This window comes from Janthinobacterium sp. B9-8 (genome assembly GCF_000969645.2).
In the GTDB taxonomy this organism is placed as follows: Bacteria; Pseudomonadota; Gammaproteobacteria; order Burkholderiales; family Chitinibacteraceae; genus Iodobacter.
On record NZ_CP014222.1, the window covers coordinates 1,294,767 to 1,320,738 of the forward strand.

The window sequence follows — 25,972 nt, forward strand, 5'->3', positions numbered from 1 at the left end:
TTTTTGAATTAATATTTCAGCAAGGAAATACAAAAATGGCGGAAAAAAAACCAAGCGCTAGCGCCAAACCAACGCACACGCCATTTATGCAGCAATACCTGCGTTTAAAAAGCGATCATCCAGATAAGCTGCTTTTTTATCGCATGGGCGATTTCTATGAGTTGTTTTTTGATGATGCAGTTCGCGCGGCCAAATTACTCGATATCACACTGACCACCCGTGGCCAGACGGCGGGAGAGCCGATTCGCATGGCAGGTGTGCCTTATCACGCCGCCGAGCAATATCTGGCCCGCCTCGTCAAGATGGGTGAATCGGTGGCGATTTGCGAACAGGTTGGCGAGGTTACGGGTAAGGGGCCGGTTGATCGTAAGGTGATGCGCGTGGTGACGCCGGGTACGCTCACAGATACCGCTTTACTCGATGTAAAAACCGAGAATCGGCTGCTGGCGCTGAGTTTCTCGCGTGGCAAGATGGGGATGGCGTGGTTGTCCCTCGCATCAGGTGATTTTGCCCTGATGGACACGACGGCGGATAAGCTGGCTTCAGAATTAGAGCGTTTACGCCCAGCCGAAATTCTGGTGGCCGACGATGCAGGTTTGGCCTTGTTTGATCAGGCCTCCGCCGTGGTGCGTAAATTGCCGCCTTGGCAATTTGAAAGCGCCGCTGCCGTACGTAATTTGTCCCGCCATTTTGAAACCCACGATTTAGCAGGTTTTGGTGTGAGTGAGGGCATGCTGGCACTTGGCCCTGCTGGGGCTTTGCTGGAGTATGTTCGCAGCACGCAAGGCGGCGCATTGCCCGTGTTGGCTGGGCTGCGTTGTGAATCGCAAAGCCAATATATCGAGCTGGATGCGGCTACTCGCCGCAATCTGGAAATCACTGAAACTATTCGTGGTGAAAGCTCACCCACTTTATTCTCCTTACTGGATCAATGTGCCACTGGCATGGGTTCGCGCTTGCTGCGCCACTGGCTGCATCACCCGCTCAGATCTAGCGGCAAAATTATGCAGCGGCAAAATGCCATCGCGGCGCTGCTGGCAACGGCCTCGTTTGCTCCAATTCATTCGGCTTTGGATTGTGTGGCAGATGTAGAGCGGATTACCGCGCGTATTGCTTTATCCAGCGCAAGGCCGCGTGATTTATCCAGCCTGAGGGATAGTCTCGCTGCGCTGCCTGCCTTGATTGCGGTATTGCCGCAGGATGATTTCTTTGCCTCGCTGGCTAAGGCTTTGTCGCCTGATGCGCAAATTCTTGCCTTGCTGAGTGCGGCGATCAAGATCGAGCCTTCTGTGGTGCTGCGCGAAGGTGGGGTGATTGCCGATGGTTATAGTAGTGAGCTGGATGAGCTGCGTACCATTCAAACGCATGGCGGTGAATTCTTACTGGAGCTTGAAGCGCGCGAGCGTGAGCGCACCGGCATTCCTACGCTAAGGGTCGAATACAACCGCGTTGCGGGCTATTTTATCGAGATTACTAATTCCTACGCAGGGGCGGTGCCGGACGATTATCGCCGTCGTCAAACCATGAAAAACGCCGAGCGCTATATTACGCCCGAGCTGAAATTGTTTGAAGACAAAGCCTTAAGTGCCAAAGAGCGATCCTTGGTCTTGGAAAAAGCGCTTTATGATGATTTGCTGCAGCGTTTGCAGCCCTTTCTGGGTGCTTTGCGTTTAGCGGCGCAAGCACTGGCAACGGCCGATGTATTGGCTAGCCTTGCCGATCGAGCCGAACGGGGTAACTATGTTGCGCCACAATTTGTGGATAAAGATCTGCTGCAAATCGAGGCGGGTCGCCACCCGGTGGTTGAGGCGCAGATTGATGACTTTATTCCTAATAACGTGGATTTCTCGGTGGCGCGCAAGCTGCTATTGATTACCGGCCCCAATATGGGCGGTAAATCGACTTATATGCGGCAGGTGGCCTTAATTGTGCTGCTGGCACATGTGGGGAGCTTTGTTCCGGCACAAAGTGCCACGATAGGCAGGCTGGACCGTATCTTTACTCGTATTGGGGCATCGGATGATTTGGCCGGTGGGCGTTCGACCTTTATGGTGGAGATGACCGAGACCGCCAATATTCTCAACAACGCTTCAGAGCATTCATTGGTCTTGATGGATGAAGTAGGGCGCGGTACGTCTACTTTTGATGGCTTGGCGCTGGCTTGGTCGATTGCGAAAGCATTAATCGAAAAAAATCGTGCTTACACACTGTTTGCAACCCATTATTTTGAACTGACACGCTTGGCGCAAGAATATCCTGTGGTTGCTAATGTGCATCTGGATGCCGTTGAGCATAAAGATCGCATTGTATTTTTGCATGCTGTACAGGAAGGCCCTGCCTCGCAAAGCTATGGCGTGGCGGTGGCCCAGCTGGCGGGCGTGCCAAAAGATGTTGTACGTCAAGCCAGAAAAAAATTGCTCGAGCTAGAATCCAATAGTGTGCAAGGCGGTATGCAGGGTGATTTGTTTGCAACTGCGCCGATTTTGCATGTGGAGGCAGAATCGCACCCCTTGCTTGATGCCCTGGCAGAGGTGGATCCGGATGGCTTAAGTGCAAGAGAAGCGCACGATTTGCTCTACCGTCTTTGCGCGATGCTATAGGTTTAACTGGCACATAGTGCAGAGTAAGGGGAATGGTTTTGAGTATCATGCGCAAAAAATTAGGTTTTTTCGTGTGATTTTCTATAATCAGAATACCTTACTTTGTGCGAGGTTTTTTTGCCGGTTGTAAGCGGCTTCCGGGGGTGGATTGAATTTTTACGCATAATTTTTTCTGTTTTAATCAGTGCAACGAAAAAATTTAGTAAGAATGTAAATTTTACCGATTAGAATGCAATGCTGTTTGCTAATATTAATTGCTAAGCCAATGTGCTTTTCCAATGGGGAGTGGCTGTGAATACGGTGTCTGATCTTGCTGCAGTGAGTGGTGATCTACAGGGAAGTACCCTGCTCGAGATTGCTTCATTTTTATCGGATGGTTCGCCAGAAGAGGGGTTTTCTTTAACGGAATTAAACGCTAAAGCGGCTTCAGAGCTCAAGCGATTTGGCGTGGATTTGCAATCACACTTAGGCCTGATTGGCGTGACGATTCCTCCTGCTTTGCAATTGAGGGGCGACAATGTTGGCGCGTTGCATGTTATTGGTGAGCATGCTTTAAAAGCCGAGATTGAAGCTTTTTTAAATGACAACACACGGCTTTTGAAGTGGTATAAAGAAATCGAAGTGATGTATGAAATTTTACGCCGCACCGAGCTCGCCCCGGGGCAGGGCCTGGAGGGGCAAGTCTTTAATTTGGGTTTGACCAGTTTGGGTTGTGTTGCTTTCTTTTCAGTGCTGTAGCTGGCGTTGCTTAGCTAAAGCATGAATAGCTAAATCAAAGTTATTTTTTTGTGCTCGTTTTATGCCGCTTAATGTTTGAAATATTGTCAATATAATCCCTGCAGCCGCCGATCAAGCTATCGGCGGTTTGCTATTGTGAGGGATGAATATGCTGTAAGACGCGTATTCAGGTTATAATCCTCTGTTTTTTTGGAAAGAAACGCACATGAAAACCACCCGATCACGTCGCCCCCAGCCCGCCATAGCAGAACGTAAGGCGAGCGAGCGCAGCGCGCAGGCTGCTGGTGCTGGCAAACGTACGGGTGGCAAAGCCACTGCTGAGGAATTCTCTACCCGTAATCCTGCTTATGAAAAGCCTTCAGCAGCAGGTGCAAAACCACGCGGTGGCAAAGCCACTGGTGAAGTGATCTCTGCTCGTAACCCCGCTTATGAAAAGCCTTCTGCCGCGGGTGCAAAACCACGGAGTGGCAAAACCACTGGCGAAGTTTCTGCCCGTAATCCTGCCTATGGCAAGCCTGCTGTAACAGGTGCTAAGCCACGCGGCCGCAATGCTGCTAGTGGTTTTGCTGAAGCGATGCCTGTGCAAAGCCGTGGTGGTCGTAGCGGTCGTGGTGCACCAAGCCCCGCCGCGCCAGAAGCGCGTGTACCACGCGCTCCACGCTCTAGGCCAAACCCTCAGGGTGGTAAGGCAGAACGCCCAACATTTGAAGCCTATAAAGCCGTTGCCGCTGCGGGTGGCCTTGTTGCTGCCGATGGCGATAGCCGTAAAATTAAATACAAAACGGTAAGCCGTGCTCGCCGTATGCAATTGCGTCAAGGCTCAGTACGTGAGTTGCAAATGCAAAAAGAATTGCGTGAGCGCCGCGTTGCCACTACAGAAATCCCTGCTGAACGCTTACAAAAAGCCCTTGCCTTTACTGGCTACGGCTCACGTCGTGCGATGGAAGACGCGATTGCTGCCGGTAAAGTATCAGTCAATGGCAAAATCGCTGCTTTAGGCAGCAAGGTAAGCCTTGGTGATGATGTTCGTTTTGATGGCAAAAAAGTGGTACTGAAATGGCCGGATCGTTTGCCGCGCATTGTGATGTATCACAAACAAGAAGGCGAATTGGTTAGCCGTGATGATCCGGAAGGCCGCGTCACCGTATTTGATCGTTTGCCGCGCCTGAAGTCCAGTAAATGGGTCGCAGTGGGTCGTTTGGATTACAACACCAGTGGTTTATTGCTGTTTACCACGTCAGGTGAATTAGCTAACCGTATGATGCACCCAAGCTTTGAAGTGGAGCGCGAATACGCGGTGCGTGTGTTTGGTGAGCTGACGCAAGAACAAATCAGCACCATGCTCAGCGGGATTGAGCTTGAAGACGGCAACGCTCACTTCGCACGCTTAGAGCGTCGTGGGGGGGAAGGCTTCAATCACTGGTATCACGTGGTACTCAAAGAAGGCCGTAATCGTGAAGTGCGCCGGATGTTTGAGTACTTCGGTCTGATCGTTAGTCGTTTGATTCGTGTTCGCTTTGGTTCAATGACGCTGCCTGGCCGCTTGCGTCGTGGTCAGTTCCATGAGCTGACCGAGTTGGAAATCTTGGGCATTATGCGCTGGGCGGGCCTGAAAATTAATGGTCGCCAAGCGGACGAATAGGTTGTAAGTGATGAGTAAAGCGTTTGTTCGTGAGTCCGAGACCGATGATGATGAAATCCCTGCCGAGCTACGCGTTCCGGCCGGGAGTAAAAATTATATGACTCCGGGTGGCTGGCGAAAAATGAAAGCAGAATTCGCCCAGCTGGTGCAAAAAGAGCGCCCCGAACTCACGCTGATGATCAACTGGGCGGCCTCCAACGGAGATCGCTCAGAAAATGGCGATTATATTTATGGCAAAAGACGTTTGCGCGAGATTGATCGGCGCATTCGTTTTTTGACCAAACGCCTTGAATTGGCCGAAGTCATCGACCCCGAATTACGCGAAGCCACCGATCAAATTTTCTTTAGTGCAACAGTCAGTTATCTGCGTGAAGATGGCCGCACTGAAACGGTAGCGATTGTGGGCGTTGATGAGACGGATATGAAACGCCACCATATTAGTTGGACTTCCCCGGTTGCTCGGGCGCTCATTAAGGCCAGAGAAGGGGATGTGGTACTCCTACGTACTCCCGCAGGCACAGAGGAGCTAGAGATTACTGACGTTGTATATCAGGCTCTAGACACCGAGCTACCTAGCTTTTAAGTCATCTTGCTGAATTGGTACTTTGCACATTTCCTTGTGTGCGGTATCTTTCTGGCATGGATCCCTTACATCAACCCCGTGATAGTCTTTTTCGCCGCGTTTTTCGCAATATGGTTCTGCGTATTGCCATTGCAGGCGTATTTGTTTCTGCACTGAGCTATTACTGGAGTTATGTTAATTTTCAAGAAGAAGCGCTTGCCAATTTAGCGCAGTACATCACGGCCCGTAGTCAGCTAGAAAGTGAATTATTTGTACAGGCCGAGGGCAATACCAAGATAGTTCGTGATGAATTTCTGCGCCGCTATGTTTTATTGGGTGAAGAAGACCCGAGCCCCGCTTTTCATTCCCTGATTGCTCAGGACAAAGATGGAATGTGGCGGGTAAGAGTGCAAAAAGATGATTTCGAACGTAAGGCAATGATCGCCATATTGCCTGATGCAAAGCAAACGCTTGTCTTTATGCGACAAGTCTTATTGGGCTATGAAGTATTGTCGCAATATGGCCCTGCATTTAGAAATCGTTATTACGATACTTTTATTGATTTAAATGTATCGGATGCCAGCTTGATGTATCTGCCCGATTTAAATTATGCCCGTAACGGGTCAGTTGCTGATTTTGAAATGGATTTAGAAGTAGAACTGGGTGCAACGCCTGCTCGCAATCCTGAACGAAAAACATTCTGGACTGGAATATATTTTGACCGGCAAGCCTTGCATTGGATGGTTTCTGTCGTCACGCCGCTTGATTATCTGGGCCAATATATTGGCGGCATCGGGCAGGATGTTTTATTAGATCAGCTTATAGAGCGCAATAATAAAGTTAATATCCCCGGTACTTATAATATAACGATGACACGGCAAGGGGTGCTTATTGCCCATCCCGATAAAATGGATAGAATTCATGCGAGTAAAGGCCAGTATCGCGTTCAACAAGACCCGGCATTAAAAGGGATTTACGAGGCAACGCTCACGGCCACACGTGATCGGCGTTTTGTAGAAACACCAGACGGATTAAACTGGCTGGGGGTTGCGCCTATTGAGGGGGCAAACTGGCTGTTTGTGACGGTGTACCCTAAGCAATTGCTGCAGGATAAAGCGGCTAAAACCACCAGTGTTGTTCTTTTACTGGGGATGCTGGCCTTGGTGCTGGAATTGTTTTTAATGGCGTGGGTATTAAAGAGAGATGTAGCCTTGCCTTTAAGGCGGCTTAAAAATGCAATGAATGCAGTGGCTGATGGAAAGTCGAGTAATGAGTTAGATATTACTCGTAATGATGAACTCGGTGATCTGGCGCGTAATTTCTTAGATATGTCGCAAACTGTTCGGCTGCATCGCCAACATTTGGAAGCGTTAGTTGATGTTCGTACTGCCGAGCTGGCTACACGTAATGGACAATTAGAAGTCTTAAATGATTCATTAAGGCATCTTAATACCGAGAAAAATGAATTACTGGCTATTGCTGCTCATGATTTAAAAAACCCGGTGGCAAGTATTCAGGGTATGGCGCATTTAATTGCGCTGCGTTTGGATGACTGGCCAAGAGAGCGGGTGCTGGACAGGCTTTCTGGTATTGGTTTATTGGCAGATCGCACGCAATGTATTTTAAGTAATTTACTTGATCATGAGGCTTTAGAAAGTGGCTCGGTGCAAATTCATATTGAGTCACTTTGTTTGAATGATTTATTAAAAGAATTATTGTCCAGCTGGGAAGAGCGTTTGGCCGCAAAACAGCAGATTTGTCAGCTCTCTATAAGCGGGACTGCTGTGCAGGCAGACAGGCAAGCTTTATGGCAGGTCTTGGATAATTTACTTTCTAATGCCTCTAAATACGCACCACATGGCAGTACGATTGTGCTCAGCAGTCAGCAAGAAGGGTCTTTGCTGCGCATTATGGTGACAGATCAGGGGCCCGGTGTGGCGCCACATGAGATGTCTAAGCTATTTTTGAAGTTTAGCCGGCTTTCTGCGCTGCCTACTGGAGGTGAGCACACCACTGGCTTGGGCTTGTCGATTGTGAAGCGGCTGGTTGAGGCGATGCATGGTCGTGTTTATTGCCAAAGCCAATTTGGAAGCGGGGCGACCTTTGTGCTTGAACTGCCTTCTTCGGGCTGATCCGATCTGATAAACTTCGTCCCTTGTTTAAAATAATCTTGGTTCCTTCTTATGCGTCAATATCTTGATCTTCTGCAACATGTTTTAGATCATGGGGTCAGGAAAGAAGATCGCACCGGCACCGGCACGATCAGCGTATTCGGGCATCAGATGCGCTTTAATCTGGCGGATGGTTTTCCGCTGGTCACAACAAAAAAAACGCATTTAAAATCGATTACTTACGAGTTGCTGTGGTTTTTGCGTGGCGAGACTAATGTAAAGTGGTTGCAAGATCGTGGTGTGCGTATCTGGAATGAATGGGCTGCAGCGGATGGCGAATTAGGCCCTATTTATGGCTCGCAATGGCGCAGCTGGCCAACGCATGATGGCCGTCATATTGATCAGATCAGCCAAGTGGTTCAGCAGCTAAAAAACAATCCGGATTCACGCCGTATTATTGTTTCTGCTTGGAATGTGGGCGAAATCGAAAACATGGCCTTGCCGCCTTGCCATGCGTTTTTCCAATTTTATGTGGCCCCAGCCGCCGCAGATGATCTTGATCAGCGCGGCAAGCTCTCTTGCCAGCTTTATCAGCGCAGCGCGGATATCTTTTTGGGTGTGCCCTTTAATATTGCTTCTTATGCCATGCTGGTGATGATGTTGGCACAGGTTTGCGATTTGCAATTAGGTGATTTTGTTTGGACGGGCGGCGATTGCCATATTTACAGCAATCACTTAGATCAAGTACACGAGCAATTATCCCGTACGCCGCGTGCCTTGCCGGTGCTCAAGCTTAATTCGCTCAAAAAAGATATTTTTGATTTCGAATACGAAGACTTTACATTGGAAGCTTACGACCCTTATCCGGGAATCAAAGCGCCGATTGCGGTTTAATCTGGGGTAAATATAGATATTGCAATTATTGCAGTTGTCGGGAAAAACGGCGTGATCGGTATATAAAACGGCTTGCCTTATGACCCTTACCTTGAGATTAAAGCGCCAATTAAAGTTTGATGAGTGAGATGAAAGTGGATATTGCAATTATTGCGGCAGTTGGGCAAAACGGCGTGATCGGCATAGAAAACCGCTTGCCGTGGTCCTTGCCTGAAGATTTAAAAAACTTCAAAGCGCTGACTATGGGCTCGCCCATGCTGATGGGGCGTAAAACCTTTGAGTCGCTACCTGGTTTATTGCCAGGCCGGCCGCATTGGGTGATCACGCGTAATAAAGAATGGCAGGCGGCAGGTACTACGGCATTTTTAAGCGTTGAAGCGGCTTTGGAAGCGGCGGCTGAGGCGGGTTTGGAAAAATTATTTATTATCGGCGGCGGCGAGATTTACAGCCGTTCTTTGCCTTTAGTAAATACCCTGTATTTAACCGAGGTGAGCTTAAGCCCTGAGGGAGATGCCTATTTCCCCGCCTTTGATCGCTCTGAATGGCAAGAGGTGGCAAGAGTGCCTCAGCTAAGCGCCAAGGGGATTGAATTCTCTTATGTAGAATATCGGCGGATCTAACCGTCGCCCCAAACCCACTACTCAAAAAGTAGTGGGTTTTTTCTTGCTTGCGTAATTGCTTAATCCTGCGCTTCCAGCCAGTTCATCAGCTCATCAAAGCGCGCCAGCGTGACATCGGCTTCCGGGATGGTTTCTGCCGCGCCGTAGCCGTAGTTTACAAAGGCCACTTTGCAGCCTGCGGCACGGGCTGCCAGAATGTCGTTCTTTGAATCGCCGACCATTAAAAATTCATTTGCGCTTACGCCCAGCTTGTCCATTACATGCTGCAATGGCTCGGCGTTTGGCTTGCGGCTGGCGAGGGAATCACCGCTGACAATCACTTCAAATAGATTGCCAATACCCAGCTCTTTTAAGAGTGGCAAGGTAAAGCGTTCTGGCTTATTGGTCACAATAGCAAGGCGATAGCCGCAATCGTGCAATTCATTCAGGGTATTGGCCACACTAGGGTAGAGCTTGGTCTTGAGGGTGAGGCCTTCAAGGTAATGCTGATCAAAGCGGGCCAGTGCTTCTGTTTGCTTGGCGGTACCAGTAAAGCTGGCGGCCATATCGGCGGCCATCGCGCGTGCGACGAGGCTTTCTGTGCCATCGCCTACATAGCTTTCAATCAGCGCTTCTTCAAGCTGGGCAAGGCCTGCATCGCGGCGGGCGGCATTGGCTGCGTGGGCGAGATCGGGAATTGAATCGGCAAGGGTGCCGTCTAAATCAAAAGCAAAGGCTCTGATGCTCATGCGGGTGTATCCAATAGGGTCAGAATATTTTCAAGTGGTCTGCCAATCGCTGCCCGGTTCTGGTGAATGAGAATCGGGCGTTCAATCAGCTTGGGGTGCGCCGCTAAAGCGGCAATGATGGCATTGTCGTCTAAAGGAGCTAGGGAAAATTGCGCCTGCCATAGCGCTTCTTTAGTGCGAACAAGCGCTAATGGTGCAATGCCCAGTTGAGCAAGGAGGGTGCGAATGGCTGCTTCATCCAGTGGATGGGCTAGATAATCAATGATTTCTGGCTGCAAGCCTTTTGCCATCAGCGCAGCAAGAGCTTCGCGGCTTTTGGAACAGCGTGGGTTATGCAGTAGCTTCATGCCTTAACCTTGGCTAGCTCAAGACGCATCTGATCAATCACCGCTTTGTAATCGGGTTTGCCAAAGATGGCAGACCCAGCCACAAAGGTATCTACACCCGTTGCGGCGATTTCGGCGATATTGTTAGCGTTTACGCCACCATCAATTTCCAGCCAGATCTCACGTCCAGTTTTGGCGGTATAAGCATCAATGCGGGCACGCGCTTCTTTGGCTTTTGCTAATACGCCAGGAATAAAACTTTGCCCGCCGTAGCCCGGGTTGACCGACATCAGCAAAATCATGTCGATTTTATCCATGACATAATCTAAATAATGTAGAGGTGTGGCCGGATTAAACACGAGGCCCGCTTTACAGCCGTGCTCTTTAATCAGCCCCAAGGATCGATCAATATGTTCGGATGCTTCTGGGTGAAAGGTGATGATATTGGCACCGGCCTTGGCAAAATCGGGAATGATGCGGTCAACCGGCTTTACCATTAAATGCACATCAATTGGCGCGGTGGTGTAAGGGCGGATGGCCTCACAAAACATCGGGCCCATAGTCAGGTTCGGGACGTAATGGTTGTCCATTACATCAAAGTGGATAATATCCGCGCCTGCTGCGATGACATTTTTAACTTCTTCGCCCAAACGGGCAAAGTCAGCGGCAAGAATGCTGGGTGCAATGCGAAAATTTGACATAACAGCCTCTAAAGTCAGGGTATATAACTCATTTTAACGGATACCTTACCTCTATAGCCTCTGGCTTGGTAATATTGTCTTCATCAATGACAAAAAGAACCGCTAAGAATGAGTGATTCCCCTGTTTATAGCGTGCTCGTTCACGCCGAAGCCTTTTATCTTCCAGAGCAATCTGATGAAGTCGCTGATCGATATGCTTTTGCCTACCGTATTACCATCACCAACACGGGCACCGCTGCAGCGCAGCTATTGAGTCGCCATTGGGTGATTCGGGATATGGAAGACCGTGTGCAGGAGGTGCGCGGCGATGGTGTGGTGGGGGAGCAGCCGGTGCTTGAGCCGGGTCAGCATTTTGAATATATGAGCAGCGCCAGCATTGCAACGCCCGTGGGCTCTATGCAAGGAAACTATCGAATGCAAGCGGCAGATGGTAGCCAGTTTGATGCAGAAATTCCCTCGTTTGTTTTGGCAATGCCGCGTATCTTGCATTAATTGCCGTAGCTGCTTGTAAGTGGCATCGATGGGCGTTGAGTCTTGATCAACGCCCTTTTTTATTTTTACTTATTAATGGATTTTCATGAGCGAAACCCGCCGCAACGATTGGCAGACGCTGTCTACGCTGCTGCCTTATCTTTGGCAGTATAAGAACCGTGTTATTTTGGCGTTATCGCTGCTTATTCTGGCTAAATTTGCCAATGTTTCTGTCCCTCTGATCCTAAAAGACATTGTCGATAGCTTGGATCCTAAGCACATGCCATTAGTGCTGCCGCTTAGTCTGGTGCTGAGCTATGGCGCGCTGCGCCTCTGTGCTTCTGTTTTTGGCGAAATGCGCGATGCCGTGTTTGCCAAGGTGACGCAAGGTGCTATCCGCAAAGTAGCCATGCAGGTGTTTGAACATTTGCACCGCCTTAGTTTGCGCTTTCATCTGGAGCGGCAAACAGGCGGGATGAGCCGGGATATCGATCGCGGCACCAAGGGTATTTCATTCTTACTCAACTTTACCCTTTTTAATATCTTGCCCACTTTGGTTGAGATTTTGCTTGTTGCCGGTATTTTATTAAAAAAATACGATATTTGGTTTTCGTTGATTACGTTTGGCACGATTGTTTTATATATCGCATTTACGCTGGGCATTACCGAATGGCGTATGAGCTTTCGCCGCACCATGAATGATATGGATTCAAAAGCCAATACGCGTGCAGTAGACAGCTTATTAAACTATGAAACGGTTAAATATTTTAATAATGAGCGCTGGGAAGCGGCTCGTTATGATGCCAGCCTTAAGGTGTGGGAAGAGGCCGCAGTTAAAAATCAGGTTTCACTTTCATTTTTAAATGCAGGGCAAGCGATTATTATAGCCTTTGGTGTCACACTCTTAGTGGGGCTGGCTGCGGATGGCGTAGTAAAAGGCACAATGACATTGGGTGATTTGGTCTTAGTGAATGCTTTTCTTTTGCAGCTGTATGCACCGCTTAATTTCTTAGGTTTTGTTTATCGTGAAATCAAACATTCTTTAGCCGATATGGAAAAGATGTTTACTTTGATGGGGCAAAGCGCAGAAGTAAAAGATGCAGATAAGGCTATTGTTCTTGCTACGAATTCAGCCTCTATTCATTTTAAGCAGGTTGATTTCTCGTATGAAGCAAATCGGCAAATTCTGCATCATGTGGATTTTGAGATTACAGCGGGTAAGACTGTGGCAGTGGTCGGCAGCTCAGGAGCAGGTAAGTCGACTTTATCTCGTTTGCTTTACCGTTTTTATGATGTGAGCCAAGGCTGTATTACCATTAATGGCGTAGATTTACGCCAGCTTAATCAAGTGAGCTTACGAGCGCATATTGGCATTGTGCCGCAAGATACGGTGCTGTTTAACGATAGCATTTATTACAATATCGCTTATGGTCAACCCGATGCCACGCGGGATGAGGTGATTCAAGCAGCAAAGTCAGCGCATATTTACGAGTTTATTCAATCTTTGCCAGAGGGCTTTGAAACTTTAGTGGGTGAGCGTGGGCTTAAATTATCGGGCGGGGAAAAACAGCGTGTGGCTATTGCACGCACTATTCTAAAAAACCCGCCTATTTTAATTTTTGATGAAGCAACTTCAGCACTTGACTCGCGCACAGAAAAAGCCATTCAAGCTGAGCTTAAAGAAATCTCAGCAAATCGTACAACTTTAATTGTGGCTCATCGTTTATCCACAGTGGCGGATGCTGATGAGATCCTTGTGATGGAGCAAGGACTTATCATAGAGCGTGGCCGACATCGTGATCTATTGGAGCTGGGGGCAAACTATGCACGCATGTGGCAGCTGCAGCAGGGCGATGAAGAAAACAATTAATTAAATAGGCGCTTAAAACGCAGACCAAGGAAATTGTTGCTGGGTTTGCGTTTTAAGTGCCGCCTGTTCTACCACCCATTCATATAAATCATCAGCATCAAGGGAGAGTTGAACGGCTCTGCTGCTGATTTTTTCCCATACTTCACGCCTTAGCTGTTGGCGGGCCAGTTTCTTGGCCAGAGCGGATTCATCCGTTTGGCGCATGACATGCCAGGCTTCTGGTTCTGGACGTTCTTCGTCGGGGCTGTAAAAAAGAACAGATGGGTGTGGAAGAACTTTCTTCTGATTTAAGTCTTTCAAATTACTGAATGCCTTTGTAGTGCTATACGCAAAAAAAATCGGCTTTAGAAGCATCGAATAAAAGATCGGAAATGAAAGGAGCTTGCCTTTTGATCTTAGGGTTTTCTTGCGATGGCGAATTGAAAACAATGTAGCTAAAAATAGCGCATTAAACGGGCTGATGCTTGGCTGGCTATGATGAGCTGCGGGTGATTCATTTATATATAAGCGCTAAGCGCTCATTTTGGAATTTTTTTTAGCAAGGATTGATCAAAAGGTTGATTAGGGCTGGCGGATACAATGCTGACGTCTATCAAGGGGGCTTTTGATGTCCTTAGTATGAGCATATTGCCCATCATTGAACAGTAGATTTTTAATCCGAGCTGTTCCTTTAAATTGGGGGCGATTGTATAAGGCTCTTTCACTTACTGCATCAACTCAATGTCTTTCTTGGTAAAAAAACCAAAAAAACATCAGTTTTTGTATCCTATTTGTTGAAAGAAATGCTTTCTTTTTTGTAAGAAATTAATTGATTGTCATTAGCCTAGAGGGTGCAGGGTTTTGAAGTATCGCCAGTTTGGCGATTTAGCTATTTATCCCTAGTGAAGCTTAATGCTCTAAAATGCAAAAAAGCCACGATCTTGATCGTGGCTTTTGTATAGTCCGTGTATAAATTAATACACGGTAAAGTGCGGCAAATTAAACAGCAGCAGCGCTGCTTGCACCGTTGGTTTTTTTCGCTGCGGTTTTTACTGCATCAGCAGTGGCAGTACCTGCTGCTTTTACTGAAGCATCTGCAAAGTCAGCAACTTGCTTAGCCGCTTTAGTTAAGCTGTCTACCGCAGCTGCAGTTGCTTGCAGTGTTGATTTAACAGCAGCAACAGCAACATCAGTACCAGCAGGTGCTGATTTAACAAATTGATCTAAGCCAGATACAACGTGCTTGTTAAAAGCTGTTGTGCGTTCTTCAATCAGTTGTGATGTTTCAGCTTGTGCTTGCGAAGTGATTTCGTACAGGCTGCGGGAATAGTTAGTTGCTTGTTCGATAGAGGCTTCTGTGAGCTTCTGACGCAGTGTCAGTGCTTCTTGTGCGTCTTTAACTGCAACCAGTGCATTAGCGTTTTTTGCACCAGTTTCAAGATTGTTCTTTGCGATTTCAACTTGCAGCTTCATGATCCGTTCGGCAGAATCGATGGAAATGCGTGCGAAACGCAATGCCACTTCAACTTGCTCGGTAGCGAACGCGGAGAATTGTTGTTGTGCAGTAGTCATTTTCAAGGATCCTTTCTGTTGATCAGTTTAATTTAAAGTATTGCCAACGAGTTGTACGCCGTCATAGTTATGATGCAGTGCACAATCAGCGCTTATTCTGGAAGAGGATTATTCGCTTGTCAAATAAATTGTGCATCGCAACATGTTGCATGAAAAGATAGTCCAGACTATCCTCATCCCACAACAATTATATATACACACGAGGCAGCAAAATGAGCGTGGAAAAACGCGTGATCAAGAAGTATCCGAATCGCCGTCTGTACGACACGGCCACCAGCTGTTACATCACGCTTGTGGATGTGAAACAGCTGGTTTTGGATAATATTGATATCCAGATCGTGGATGCTAAAGGGGGAGAAGACATCACCCGCAGTGTGCTGCTACAAGTCATTATGGAAGAGGAAGCTGGCGGAATGCCTATGTTTTCTTATGATGTGCTGACGCAAATCATTAGGTTCTACGGAAACGCCATGCAAGGTGTGATGGGGAATTACCTAGATAAAAACATGCAATTGTTTGCAGAAATGCAAGGTCGCTTACAGACGCAGGCTAAGTCGGTGATGACGGGTGAAAACCCGATGCTTTCGAATGCTAACCTTTGGGGCGACTTTATGAAGTTTCAGGGCCCTGGTATGCAAAGCATGATGAATAATTATCTTGAAAGCAGTACCTCGATGTTTGTGGATATGCAGCAACAGTTGCAAGATCGCGCCCGACATTTATTCACAGGCATGGGAATGCCCGGTTATGGAAAAGAAGGTTCGGTTTTATCTGAAGATGAATTACAACCGACTGATCCGCCCGCTTCAAAAGAGCCGCCCGAGCCTGAAGTTGCCGTCAGTAAGCCCGCACCACGGCGGCGTGCAACTAAAGGCTAAACTTATTTATCCGATTTAAAGAGCGCCCTGAGGGGCGCTTTTGTATTTGGCTCAGGTAAAATAGCGGCTGTTATGTAAAAGGCTGAATTTTGGATACTTCTTTTGAACGTCGTTTTGGCGGTATTGCCCGTTTGTATGGATTGCCCGCATTAGAGCGCTTCCGGCAGGCTCATGTTTGTGTGGTTGGGGTGGGTGGTGTGGGATCTTGGGCTGCCGAGGCCTTGGCGCGCTCGGGCATTGGCCGTATCACGCTGATTGATCTGGATGATATCTGTGTATCCAATACCAATCGTCAACTGCCTGCGCTGGAAGGCAATTATGGGCGAATGAAAGTGGCGGCACTGGCGGAGCGAATTGCCCAGATTAATCCAGAATGTGTCGTGGATAGGATTGAAGATTTTGTCAGTATTGATAATTTTGAAGAAACATTAGGCCGAGGCTACGACGCGATTATTGACGCGATTGATTCGGTTAAAACCAAGGCGGCGATGATTGCCTGGTGCAAACGTCGCAAAATTCGCCTCGTGACGACCGGTGGCGCGGGCGGGCAAACGGATCCGACGCAAATTGCCGTCGTCGATTTATCCAAAACCATTAATGACCCGCTGGCATCTAAAGTGCGCTCGATCCTGCGCCGCGAATATGGCTTTGCTCAGCAGGGCAAAAAAATGGGCGTGGAATGCGTGTATTCTACCGAGCAGCTTGTCTATCCCCAGCCCGATGGCAGCGTATGTGGTCAAAAGCCTGATAGCAGCGAGGCGCCGCTGGGCTTGGGTTGTGAAGGCGGTTTTGGGGCCTCGGTGGCGGTCACTGGCTGCTTTGGTTTTGTTGCGGCAGCGCAGGTGTTAAAGCATTTGGCTAAGTCTGTTGTCGTGACGACAGAATAAAAAGGGGGCGTATCGTTGCTATGCTTTTATAGCGAAATTTGCATCGCGCTAAACCCCAGCTGCTGACTACTGCTACGGCTGATGCACCCCATCGCTCGGTAAAATAAAATCGCATTCGGGGCGGCATTGAGCCAGATGGCCTGCTTTTCACTTTTGCCTTTGCATTGATCGATCGCTGCAAGCATCAAGGCTTGGCCTAAGCCTTGGCCTTGGTATTCGGGGGAGACAAATAGGCTGCAAAGATTCCAGAATTTTTTAACCAGAATCACGCCAACAATTTCCCCGTCTAGGGTGCACTTTAGATGGCAGCCTTGATCTGGATTGGCATTCCACCAGTGCAAATTATCTGCAACATTGCTGATGAATTCTTGCTGCATCTCTTGCGAAAAATCTAATGTTGCAATGGTTGCAGACATCAAAAATAAAAGCGCCTTGCTGTCGTCTGCGTGGATGGTTTCGATTTTCATATTGCGCTCTCATCGCCTTGGCTAAAGCTGGATCCCCGATAAAAGCCCTCGAGGATGACGGTAGATATTGTTTCAGACTAGCCAGCTTAGTCATTCACCTTGCCCCGCAAGGCCTTAATACTTCCTCGCTTATTTTTACTATCTAGCCGCCTTGTTTGCGAGCCCTTGGTGGGGCGGGTGGCTTTGCGTGGCGCTGTGACGGTGGCGACGCTTTCTACTAATTCAAATAAACGCAAAATACCATCGGCGCGGTTTTGTTCCTGGCTGCGGTATTGCTGCGCCTTAATCACCACCACGCCTTCTTTATTGATGCGCTGATCGCCAAGCGCTAACAGCCGCTCTTTTAGCGGCAGGGGCAGGGATGAGGCGGTGATATCAAAGCGCAAATGCACTGCACTCGATACCTTGTTCACATTCTGCCCACCCGAGCCTTGAGCACGGATGGCGGAGAACTCCATCTCGGCTTCGGGAATGTTAAAACGGATTGTCAGCATATTGAATGACTACTCATAAAAAACGACAGCTTATGCCACGGAAAAACAGGGATGTGAGCAGGGAAATACATTGGTTTTCGGTAACTCAAAAGAAATAACGCGCTTGTAGGGTGGGCAAGTTTTTATGCCCACGCGGCAGTGCTACCGCGTGGGCACGATAAAGCGCTGTGCCCACCCTACGTTTTGTATGATCACGATTCCATCGCTGGTGGGGCTAATACCGTGCGATTGCCATTACTTTCCATCTGACTGACGATGCCGGCGTTTTCCATTTGGTCGATCAATCTTGCTGCGCGGTTATAGCCGATTCTAAGCTGGCGCTGTACTGCTGATATTGATGCGCGGCGGCTTTTTAGCACCAAGGCCACGGCTTCGTCGTAAAGCGGATCGCTTTCGCTGCCTTCATTATTGTTATTGATATTGGATGCGCTGGCTTCGGCATCAAAGCCGCCATTTAAGACGCCATCAATATAATTTGGTTCGCCAAATTGCTTGAGATGCTCCACCACGCGGTGTACTTCATTGTCGTCAACAAAAGCGCCGTGAATGCGCTGTGGATAGCCAGAGCCGGGGGGCAAGAACAGCATATCGCCTTGCCCAAGCAGCGCTTCTGCGCCCATTTGATCGAGAATGGTGCGGCTATCGATCTTGCTGGAGACTTGAAACGCTAAACGCGTTGGGATATTGGCTTTAATCAGGCCAGTAATCACATCCACTGAGGGGCGTTGCGTCGCCAAGATCAGATGAATCCCTGCGGCGCGGGCCTTTTGCGCTAGGCGGGCAATCAGCTCTTCAATTTTTTTGCCGGCCACCATCATCAGGTCGGCAAATTCATCGACTACCACCACAATAAACGGCAGATGCTCAAGCGCTTCTGGCTCGTCGGGTGTTAATGAGAATGGATTAGTCAACCGCTCACCACGTTGCTCGGCTTCGCGAATCTTTTGGTTGAAACCTGCCAGATTGCGTACGCCAAAAGTGCTGAGTAAGCGATAGCGTTTTTCCATTTCGGCCACGCACCAGTTCAAGGCATTGGCGGCCAGCTTCATATCGGTGACCACCGGCGCAAGCAGGTGAGGGATGCCATCGTAAACCGATAATTCCAACATCTTTGGGTCGACCATAATAAAGCGCACTTCTTCGGGGGTGGCCTTATACAGCAGCGATAAAATCATCGCATTCACGCCAACTGATTTACCCGAGCCAGTCGTACCTGCCACCAACATATGCGGCGCTTTGGCGAGATCAGTGACCACGGGTGCGCCGGTAATATCTTTGCCCAGTGCAATGGTCAGCTTGCTTTGATTTTGCAGATAAACATCGGAGGATAAAATCTCGGATAAGCGAATCATTTGCCGTGTGGGATTGGGTAATTCCAGCCCCATGCAGGTTTTGCCCGGAATGGTTTCGACCACACGGATGGAAACGAGGCCCAAGGCACGCGCCAAATCTTTCATTAAATTGACAATCTGCGCGCCACGCACCCCAACGGCAGGCTCGATCTCGTAGCGGGTAATCACGGGCCCAGCGTAAGCATCGAGCACCGAGGCTTTTACTCGAAACTCGGCCAGTTTTTCTTCAATCAAAATGCCACGGTCTAAAAGATCGTCCTGGCTGATGGTTTCAATCGCAGGGTCTGGCGGGTGCAATAGGCTAAGGGACGGCATAAAGTCGTCGCTATAGTGCACAGGCTCGGCAGGGGGTAGTGGAGCGGGTGTAGGCGGCTTAGACCAAGTGAGCGCATTCTCTGGTGTACTAGAGAGTGTTGCTTGAACTGTTGCTGCAACGATAGGGGCAGGCGTGTTGGCTGGAATAGGCGCTGGAATGGCTGCCGCTTCCGGTGGCTCTGGAATCGTGCTTGTTGCTACATCAGGCTCGATCAGCAATGACGCCATTGTTGGTGCTAAAGGGGCTTGGTAAAGCTCAGGCGGCGGGCTGATGGCCTCTGGTTCTTCTTCTAGCAAGAAAACGGCTGCCGGAGTCGGGCTGGGTAGAGGTTCTGGCTCAATAATGGCTTGCAGCGTAATGGTTTCGCTAGGCTCCCAGTGAAGCGGCACAGGCGCTGTTATCGTGTCGGCGGGCGGAGCGACCGATAATGCGCTGGTCAGAGCAATTTCTTGCTCGGCTATGTTTGCAAGCGGCGGGGAGAGGGGTAAATCACTGAACGTGGGCTCAGTGCGTGTCACAAGGGGCGGGGCGATTTTTGGCTCAAGCTGAAATAGGCGCGGGCTGGCTTTAATGGGTGTGCTAACTTTTGGGCTGCGGCTCGGAAGCGGTGCAGGCTCTGCTGTTTTGCCGTGTATGGCAGACAAGCGCTGATGAATTTCTTCACTCGCAATCAGCGGTAAGGCAGCAGGCGCACTTGGGCGAGGCCGTTCGATATGGCTCTTTACCCGATGATCACTTTGTAAATGTTGCCGGATTTGGGATAAATCAATCAATGGAAGCGGGTTGGCTGCTGGCGCAGCCGTTGGTGTTGTGTTTTTAAAGTGCTGAAATAGCTCGTCCTTATGGATGGGCGGCTGACTATTGAGCGTAATAGGGCTGGCTGGCTGTGCATGTGGTGGCAATGGAGTGGGCACAGCAGTTGCTGCACCGCGCTGAGCACGATGCGGGCTTGGGCTTGTAGAGGGGGCAGTAGGCTCTGCAATGGCGGCTTCTTTGATCTCTTCATCATCCCAGCCTGCTTCGCTTTCTTCTTCACTTGCTTCAGGCGCGTCAAAATCATCGTGATGGTTCGGGTCAAATTGCGCTTTAATCCCTTCAATGATTGCTTGCCAGCCTGTTTCAATGGCGAGGCCCGTACGCTCAAGGATGTCGCTCCATGGTTTATGTCGCCATAGCGGTACACCTAAGCCCAGCCCGACTGAAAAAAGCAGCGCTGATAAAATAGCCGAATAGCCCAATAAGCTTTGCCCGCCCGCCAGCGTGGCAAGGGTGATGGCAAAGCCGATATATTCAATTGTGGATTGTTTTTGTGGCTTCCATACCCGCTCTAATGCAAAAAATGCGCAAAGCCAGGCGGCGAGGCCAATATGCGGATTGAACCCAAGTAGCACGATTAAAATAAAAGCAGGGCAAAGCCAGGCTAAACGGGCCGTTTGCAATAGGTGGTTGATTCGGGAAATGAATCGAATAGGCATGTTTTTACAAATCCAAGACAGCAGAAATAGGCAGAACCGGCATTATCCACTTCCTCAGGGATAACGCCAATCAGCAAAAAGGCCAGAGCTTACTGCACTTGTTTTTGTGGGGCGAGCTAAAAAACAGATCAACGCTTTTTTATAGGGCATTCAGGCGCAAAAGCGCCCAAATTCCTCGTGTTTTTATACGCAGCTGAGAAATTATGCGCTCTTTTGTAAATCCAGTTTTTCTGCCACGACTAAATCAAATAGCTCGGGATGTTGTGTGGCGTACCAGTTTTTTACTTCGTGGTGATCTAAGGCTAAAAAGGCCCGGACATTAGGCAGTAAGGGGAAGGTGATCGCGACTAAAAAAATACCGAGGCCAAATGTGGCATAAACCGCATCAATATCAACTATGCCAAGCGCGATGCCTGCAATAGCTGGCCCTAGCATGCTTGCCAGATTCATTACCATAAAGTTAACCGAAGAAAACCGGGCGCGAAAATGGTCCGGTACAGCGAGTTGTCGATGGGTTTGGCCAACAAGCTGGCTGATGGATAAAGCAAAGCCTGTTATGCCAAAGCTTAAAACCAGCATCCAGCCTTGGTTGCTGAAGGCGGTGGCGCAGATGCCTAGTGCCAAGGTGAGGATAGCTGCAAGCGCCGCGCGAAATCGCCCCTGCCACTCGATTACTTTAGCCGCTCCCCATAAAGCACCGAGTAACATCCCCATGCCTAGTGCGGCTTCGGTACCACCTAGCCACTGGGCGCCTAGCTGCAAAGAATGGATTTTTAGCGGCAGTAACATGCCGATGGCCGGGGAAAAAAACAGCATGGTAAAAAAGCCAAAAATCGTCCAGCTGCGATCAATGGGGATTTTCCATTTTGCATGTAAACCAGCGCGAACTTCGGCACTCCAATGGCTTTGCATCGCTTTATTTGAGGGCGTGATGGCAGGAATGGCAAAGGCCGAGAGGGCTGCAATGAACAGCGTGGCCGTATAAACCCATAAAGCGAAAGAAATGCTACTGAAGGCCACGACCAGCCCGCCCACTACTGGCCCGGCTAGCCGCCCGAGTGATTGCGCACTTTTTTGCAGGCTTAAAGCATCTGCTAAGCGCTTGGCGCTGACTAAATCGGCGGCGATGCTGGATACGGCAGGCAAGACCATTGCGAATGCAATGACGTCAAACGAGTAAATAAAAATAATCAGCCCAATATGATACAAGCCCAAGCTTGCCATTACAGCCAAGCCAAGTGCGGTTATCACAGCGGCAAGCAGGCCCCAGGCAATGATGCGGGATTTAGGCAGGCGATCTCCGTGAGCAGAAAGCAGCGGCAGGGCAACCAGCATGGTGAGTGCGGCTGTTACGCCAAAAATCGATAAATCGGCCGCACCACCATGCGTCACGATCCACCAGCTAATTGCCACACTACCTGTGGTGAGCGAGAGCACCGCTAATACATCACATAGCAAAAGAAAAGGAAAAGCATGGCCCAGGCCTTGCCATTTATTGCGAAAAGAAGCGGGCATAGGAATCACGTCTGAAAGTGGAAATTGATTCTAACAGCTTACTGTACGATGACAAATTACTTTATTTGTTTGGCATTTTTTGCTGGGTGGATAGAAATTGTTGTGGTTGTTCAGCATTTATAAAGAGACTTTAGGAGGGTGTTATCACTGCGTTTTACACCAAACACCCCTCTGTCATGCGTCATGTCTTATACGGCTTGTCTTCCCCCCCTCTGTGGCATTTGCTCAACTACAGCCTGCTGGAGTGCGCATGATGGATACGGAATACAGAATAAAGCGCATTGCTTTTTGGATGTTGCTGGCAAGCCAGTTTTTATATGCAGTTTTCTTTATCTGGATGTGTGTTCGTTGGGGGCCGCTAGAGCAGCATAAGGCGATTGCGGATGTTTTATTTACTCTTCCCTTAGTGCCGGCTTGCGTGGTGGTTTGGTGTGTTTTTGTGTTGCGCCCAAGCCAGCGCAGTATTCTGTTTATTGGGCTTGCGGTGAGTAGTTATTTGCTGGCGTCGGTGATTTGGGATTTTATTGAAATTGTTTTGAATGAAAAGCCTTTTCCATCGGTAGCCGATGTGTTTTACCTGATGAGCAATGTATTTATCATTTTTGCGATAGCATCTTTGCCACAAAAAAGCCGGCAGGATACGGGGCATCAGCTGCTGGATGTGGCAATTGTTGTGGCAGTAGCGATTATTTTTTCTTGGCACTTTATCTTGCGACCGACGTTTACGACCTTGGGCGGGGAGATGCTGTCTGTCTCGGTGGCGCTTGCTTATCCGGTGATTGATCTGGTGTTTTTTGCGCTGCTTTTACGTCATCTTGCCTTGCAGTCATCTCCTCTTACCCTCGATCAACTGCTACTTAGTGCTGCTGTCGGCATGGCGATTGTTGGTGATGCTTGTTACTACCTTTTGGTGGCTTCTGCTACAGATGTCACGATTTCCTGGGCTAATTTATTACTCGCTGGGTTTAATTGTCTGCTGGCGGCAGCATGCTATACCAGCCTGTCGCCGCGTAAGCTCTGGCAGCGCACCTTTGTTTTGGCTGCGCCGGTCAAGCGTACCTTGCCTTATCTTGCCGTGCTGGCGTGCTATAGCTTGCTTTTGTGGCTGGGGCCGCAGGCCAGTGATGTGCAGTGGGGAACCGCGCTCGTCACTTTACTTGTGGTCATACGGCAAATCATCACTCTGGATGCCAATGCTAAGCTTAATCAGGCTTTACAGCAGGCGATGGAGCAGGCTGAAGTGGCCAATGAGGCTAAGGGGCGCTTTCTGGCTAATGTAAGCCATGAACTACGCACGCCGCTGACTTTGATTCTGGCTCCTTTGGAATCCTTACTTTGCGCCTTGCCGCCATCAGAGCGTGGTCAATTTGAGCGGGTAAAGCGTAATGCGCTGCTGCTTATGAACCGGGTCAATGATTTATTGGATTACTCCAGATTAGATGCCGGGGCTTTTGTGCCGCGCTTTGAGAAAATTAATTTGCAGGAGATGCTGTTTAATCTTACTGATTCGGCGAAAGAATTAGCCAAAAGCAAGGCTTGTACTTTAAATGTGAAGCTTGATCCTGCTTTAGAAATCGTGGTGGCTGATCGCAGTGCCTTAGAAAAAATACTACTGAATTTATTAAGTAACGCCCTGAAATTTACCCCCGATGGCGGTGAAATCAATATCACGGGCAAAGTAATCAATGATGCTGCTTTTCAATTACAGGTTGCAGACAACGGAATGGGTATTTCCAGTGAGCAACAGGTACTGTTATTTAAGCGCTTTCAGCAGCTAGATGCCGGGGAAAATCGTCGTTATCACGGGACGGGCATCGGGCTTGCTTTGGTTAAAGAGCTGGCAGAGCAAATGGGCGGAAGCGTGGCATTGGTCAGCCAGTTAGGGGAAGGCGCTTGTTTTAGTGTGAATTTGCCTCGCAATGTAGAAGCCTCGGCCGCATCTGCTCCCTTGCCAGATACAGATACTTTGCGCCGCGCGCGGTTTCAGGTGCTGGCACCATTGGTGGGCAATAAGCTCCGGCAGGCTAGTCCTGATCGCGTGTTGGTCATCGATGATAATCCCGATATGTGCGCCTATATCGCTGATTTACTTCGTGATGATTGCACGGTATTTGTGGCAGCTAATGGCCGTGATGCATGGGGTATTTTGCAGCATCAGGCGCTTGATCTGGTGCTCTCCGATGTGATGATGCCCGAAGTAGATGGCATTGCTTTGCTGGCCAGAATTAAAAACACGCCTGCTTTAGCACATCTGCCTGTTATTTTATTAACAGCAAGAGGCGGAGACGAGGCACGGGTATCTGGCTTAGCCAGCGGGGCCGATGATTATATTTCCAAGCCTTTTTCTGCTGAGGAGCTGCGGGCGCGGGTTCGGGCTGCTTTGCGTACCTGCCATATGCATCAGCAATTGCAGCAGGCGGCTCACGATGGCGGTGTAAGGATGCTGGCTTCAGGTATGTTGCATGATTTGGGCAACGCCCTGAATGGCGTAACGGTGACGACCAGTGGGTTGCAGGATTATGTAAGTAGCTCAAAGCTGCAATTGCTGCATCAACTGGCCGATTTATTAGATCAAAACAGTGAAAATCTGGCTGAGTTTTTGCAAAACGATGAGCGTGGTAAGGCCATCCCTGCTTTTATCCGGCAGCTTTCCCAGCAATTAACGCTGGAGCATCAATATATCGAGCATAAATTAGGCGTATTAGCCCGCAGCGCTAATCATGCAAGCAAAGTCATCACTGATCAAAGAAATGGCATGGTGAAATCAGGCAGCCATTTGTGCGAATTTATCCCGCTTGATGCTTTGCTTGAACATGCCATTTTGCTGGCAGATTCCTTGTTTGATTTTAAAGACGTGCAGATTGAAAGGGATTATCAAGATGCGGTAGCCGTACTGGCTGATCGGCATAAATTATTGCAATTATTAATTAATTTATTGCATAACGCCTTACAGGCTTTAGAGCTGTCTGCAGCCAGCCCCAAAAAAATTATTCTGCGTACGTGCAGCGATGGCGGGCGGGTTAGCCTGCGTATTCAGGATAACGGTGTAGGAATGAGCGTTGATCAGCTAGCTACACTCTTTGATCAAGGGAGTAGCAGCAAGGGAGAAGGTCATGGCTGGGGCCTGCATAGTGCCGCTAATTGGTCGCTGGAGATGGGAGGTAAATTGCGGGTAGAGAGTGCAGGTATTGGCTTGGGAGCGTGCTTTACGCTGGAGTTATCGGCTTGTTTGGATGAAGTAATCAAACAGCCGCAGGGAGTGGTCGATGTCTGAGATTCGTATTTTAGTAGTGGATGATAATCAAGATAATCTGGCGCTGTACCGGGATATTCTGGTGCCTGATTTGCCTGTGGTGAGTGAACGTCTATCTGCTTTGGAAGCCACACTCTTTGCGACTGTTGAGCTCACTGTGAATGCACCACAGTTTGTACTTGATTTAGAATCCGATGGGGAAACCGCTTGCCAGCGTGTGCAGTATGCGTGGCGCTGTGGCTGGTTTTATGACCTGGCTTTTGTCGATATGCGTATGCCTGGCGGCTGGAGCGGGCTGGAAACCATTACACAATTATGGCGGCAAGACCCGCGTTTGCCGGTGGTGATTTGTAGTGCTTATAGCGATTACTCATGGGAAGATATTACTCAGCTTTTGGGGCATGCCGGCCAGTTAAAAATGCTCAGAAAACCATTTGAACGCCAGCAGGTGCTGGAGCTAGCTTTAGATGCAAGCAAATAATAAAAGCCGCTTGCGCGGCTTTTATTATGGGTGAAGACGG

21 protein-coding genes and 1 pseudogene are annotated in these 25,972 nt (G+C 49.0%); 13 read left to right on the plus strand and 9 right to left on the minus strand.

Annotation, left to right across the window (positions count from 1 at the left end):
- Positions 1-35: 35 nt before the first annotated feature.
- From mutS to VN23_RS05780, 7 genes are all read left to right on the plus strand, one after another.
- Positions 36-2,600 (plus strand): DNA mismatch repair protein MutS, encoded by a 2,565-nt coding sequence (gene mutS, locus VN23_RS05750; RefSeq protein ID WP_046350064.1) that lies wholly within the window; start codon positions 36-38, stop codon positions 2,598-2,600.
- Between the two features lie 291 nt (positions 2,601-2,891).
- Positions 2,892-3,338, plus strand: a complete 447-nt coding sequence (locus VN23_RS05755) for a hypothetical protein (protein WP_046350065.1) — start codon at positions 2,892-2,894, stop codon at positions 3,336-3,338.
- Positions 3,339-3,543: 205 nt separating this feature from the next.
- The gene (rluB, locus tag VN23_RS05760; RefSeq protein WP_082752631.1) at positions 3,544-4,980 is read left to right on the plus strand and encodes a 23S rRNA pseudouridine(2605) synthase RluB; all 1,437 of its coding nucleotides are present in this window, start codon (positions 3,544-3,546) and stop codon (positions 4,978-4,980) included.
- A gap of 10 nt (positions 4,981-4,990) precedes the next feature.
- Positions 4,991-5,563, plus strand: a complete 573-nt coding sequence (greB, locus tag VN23_RS05765; protein WP_046350066.1) for a transcription elongation factor GreB — start codon at positions 4,991-4,993, stop codon at positions 5,561-5,563.
- 56 nt (positions 5,564-5,619) lie between these two features.
- Positions 5,620-7,674 carry an ATP-binding response regulator gene (locus tag VN23_RS05770; protein WP_046350067.1) on the plus strand — a complete coding sequence of 685 codons (2,055 nt, stop codon included), beginning with the start codon at positions 5,620-5,622 and terminating at the stop codon, positions 7,672-7,674.
- 51 nt (positions 7,675-7,725) lie between these two features.
- Positions 7,726-8,547 (plus strand): thymidylate synthase, encoded by an 822-nt coding sequence (locus VN23_RS05775; protein WP_046350068.1) that lies wholly within the window; start codon positions 7,726-7,728, stop codon positions 8,545-8,547.
- Between the two features lie 119 nt (positions 8,548-8,666).
- On the plus strand, positions 8,667-9,167 hold the full coding sequence (locus tag VN23_RS05780) for a dihydrofolate reductase (protein WP_197433034.1): 501 nt from the start codon (positions 8,667-8,669) through the stop codon (positions 9,165-9,167).
- A gap of 59 nt (positions 9,168-9,226) precedes the next feature.
- Here VN23_RS05780 and VN23_RS05785 read toward each other — a convergent pair whose 3' ends face one another.
- The 3 genes from VN23_RS05785 to rpe are packed head-to-tail and all read right to left on the minus strand — an operon-like array spanning position 9,227 to position 10,922.
- Entirely contained in the window at positions 9,227-9,895 is a 669-nt protein-coding gene (locus tag VN23_RS05785; protein ID WP_046350070.1) for a phosphoglycolate phosphatase, read from the minus strand.
- The gene (arsC, locus tag VN23_RS05790) at positions 9,892-10,242 is read right to left on the minus strand and encodes an arsenate reductase (glutaredoxin) (RefSeq protein ID WP_046350071.1); all 351 of its coding nucleotides are present in this window, start codon (positions 10,240-10,242) and stop codon (positions 9,892-9,894) included. The genes VN23_RS05785 and arsC overlap by 4 nt, the downstream gene beginning before the upstream one ends.
- Complete coding sequence (rpe, locus tag VN23_RS05795; RefSeq protein ID WP_046350072.1) at positions 10,239-10,922, minus strand: ribulose-phosphate 3-epimerase; 684 nt, start codon at positions 10,920-10,922, stop codon at positions 10,239-10,241. Before rpe ends, arsC begins: the two co-directional genes overlap by 4 nt.
- 108 nt (positions 10,923-11,030) lie before the next feature.
- Between rpe and apaG the strand changes: the two genes are divergently transcribed.
- Positions 11,031-11,414: a Co2+/Mg2+ efflux protein ApaG gene (gene apaG / locus VN23_RS05800; protein WP_046350073.1), complete on the plus strand. Its 384-nt coding sequence runs from the start codon at positions 11,031-11,033 to the stop codon at positions 11,412-11,414.
- An 85-nt stretch (positions 11,415-11,499) separates the two neighbouring features.
- Positions 11,500-13,263 (plus strand): ABCB family ABC transporter ATP-binding protein/permease, encoded by a 1,764-nt coding sequence (locus tag VN23_RS05805; protein WP_046350074.1) that lies wholly within the window; start codon positions 11,500-11,502, stop codon positions 13,261-13,263.
- A gap of 12 nt (positions 13,264-13,275) precedes the next feature.
- On the opposite strand, the gene VN23_RS05810 is transcribed toward VN23_RS05805, so the two are convergent.
- Both VN23_RS05810 and VN23_RS05815 read right to left on the minus strand, forming a co-directional pair.
- Positions 13,276-13,563, minus strand: a complete 288-nt coding sequence (locus tag VN23_RS05810) for a hypothetical protein (protein WP_156455124.1) — start codon at positions 13,561-13,563, stop codon at positions 13,276-13,278.
- A 678-nt stretch (positions 13,564-14,241) separates the two neighbouring features.
- Positions 14,242-14,814, minus strand: coding sequence for a phasin family protein (locus tag VN23_RS05815; protein WP_046350076.1), 573 nt, complete (start codon positions 14,812-14,814; stop codon positions 14,242-14,244).
- A 212-nt stretch (positions 14,815-15,026) separates the two neighbouring features.
- On the opposite strand from VN23_RS05815, the gene phaR reads away from it, so the two are divergent.
- Together phaR and tcdA are read left to right on the plus strand one after the other, a co-directional pair.
- Positions 15,027-15,692: a polyhydroxyalkanoate synthesis repressor PhaR gene (phaR, locus tag VN23_RS05820; protein ID WP_046350077.1), complete on the plus strand. Its 666-nt coding sequence runs from the start codon at positions 15,027-15,029 to the stop codon at positions 15,690-15,692.
- A gap of 89 nt (positions 15,693-15,781) precedes the next feature.
- Positions 15,782-16,579, plus strand: coding sequence for a tRNA cyclic N6-threonylcarbamoyladenosine(37) synthase TcdA (tcdA, locus tag VN23_RS05825; protein ID WP_082752633.1), 798 nt, complete (start codon positions 15,782-15,784; stop codon positions 16,577-16,579).
- A gap of 26 nt (positions 16,580-16,605) precedes the next feature.
- Here tcdA and VN23_RS05830 read toward each other — a convergent pair whose 3' ends face one another.
- From VN23_RS05830 to VN23_RS05845, 4 genes and pseudogenes are all read right to left on the minus strand, one after another.
- Positions 16,606-17,046 (minus strand): GNAT family N-acetyltransferase, encoded by a 441-nt coding sequence (locus tag VN23_RS05830; protein WP_046350079.1) that lies wholly within the window; start codon positions 17,044-17,046, stop codon positions 16,606-16,608.
- A gap of 86 nt (positions 17,047-17,132) precedes the next feature.
- The gene (gene arfB / locus VN23_RS05835) at positions 17,133-17,540 is read right to left on the minus strand and encodes an alternative ribosome rescue aminoacyl-tRNA hydrolase ArfB (protein WP_046350080.1); all 408 of its coding nucleotides are present in this window, start codon (positions 17,538-17,540) and stop codon (positions 17,133-17,135) included.
- Between the two features lie 191 nt (positions 17,541-17,731).
- Positions 17,732-19,621, minus strand: a pseudogene (locus VN23_RS22405) (DNA translocase FtsK); the annotation flags it as partial.
- A gap of 1,263 nt (positions 19,622-20,884) precedes the next feature.
- Entirely contained in the window at positions 20,885-22,198 is a 1,314-nt protein-coding gene (locus VN23_RS05845) for an MFS transporter (protein WP_052746377.1), read from the minus strand.
- Between the two features lie 250 nt (positions 22,199-22,448).
- Between VN23_RS05845 and VN23_RS05850 the strand changes: the two genes are divergently transcribed.
- Together VN23_RS05850 and VN23_RS05855 are read left to right on the plus strand one after the other, a co-directional pair.
- On the plus strand, positions 22,449-25,472 hold the full coding sequence (locus VN23_RS05850) for an ATP-binding protein (RefSeq protein WP_052746378.1): 3,024 nt from the start codon (positions 22,449-22,451) through the stop codon (positions 25,470-25,472).
- Positions 25,465-25,932, plus strand: a complete 468-nt coding sequence (locus VN23_RS05855) for a response regulator (RefSeq protein ID WP_046350081.1) — start codon at positions 25,465-25,467, stop codon at positions 25,930-25,932. Before VN23_RS05850 ends, VN23_RS05855 begins: the two co-directional genes overlap by 8 nt.
- The last annotated feature ends 40 nt before the right edge of the window (positions 25,933-25,972 follow it).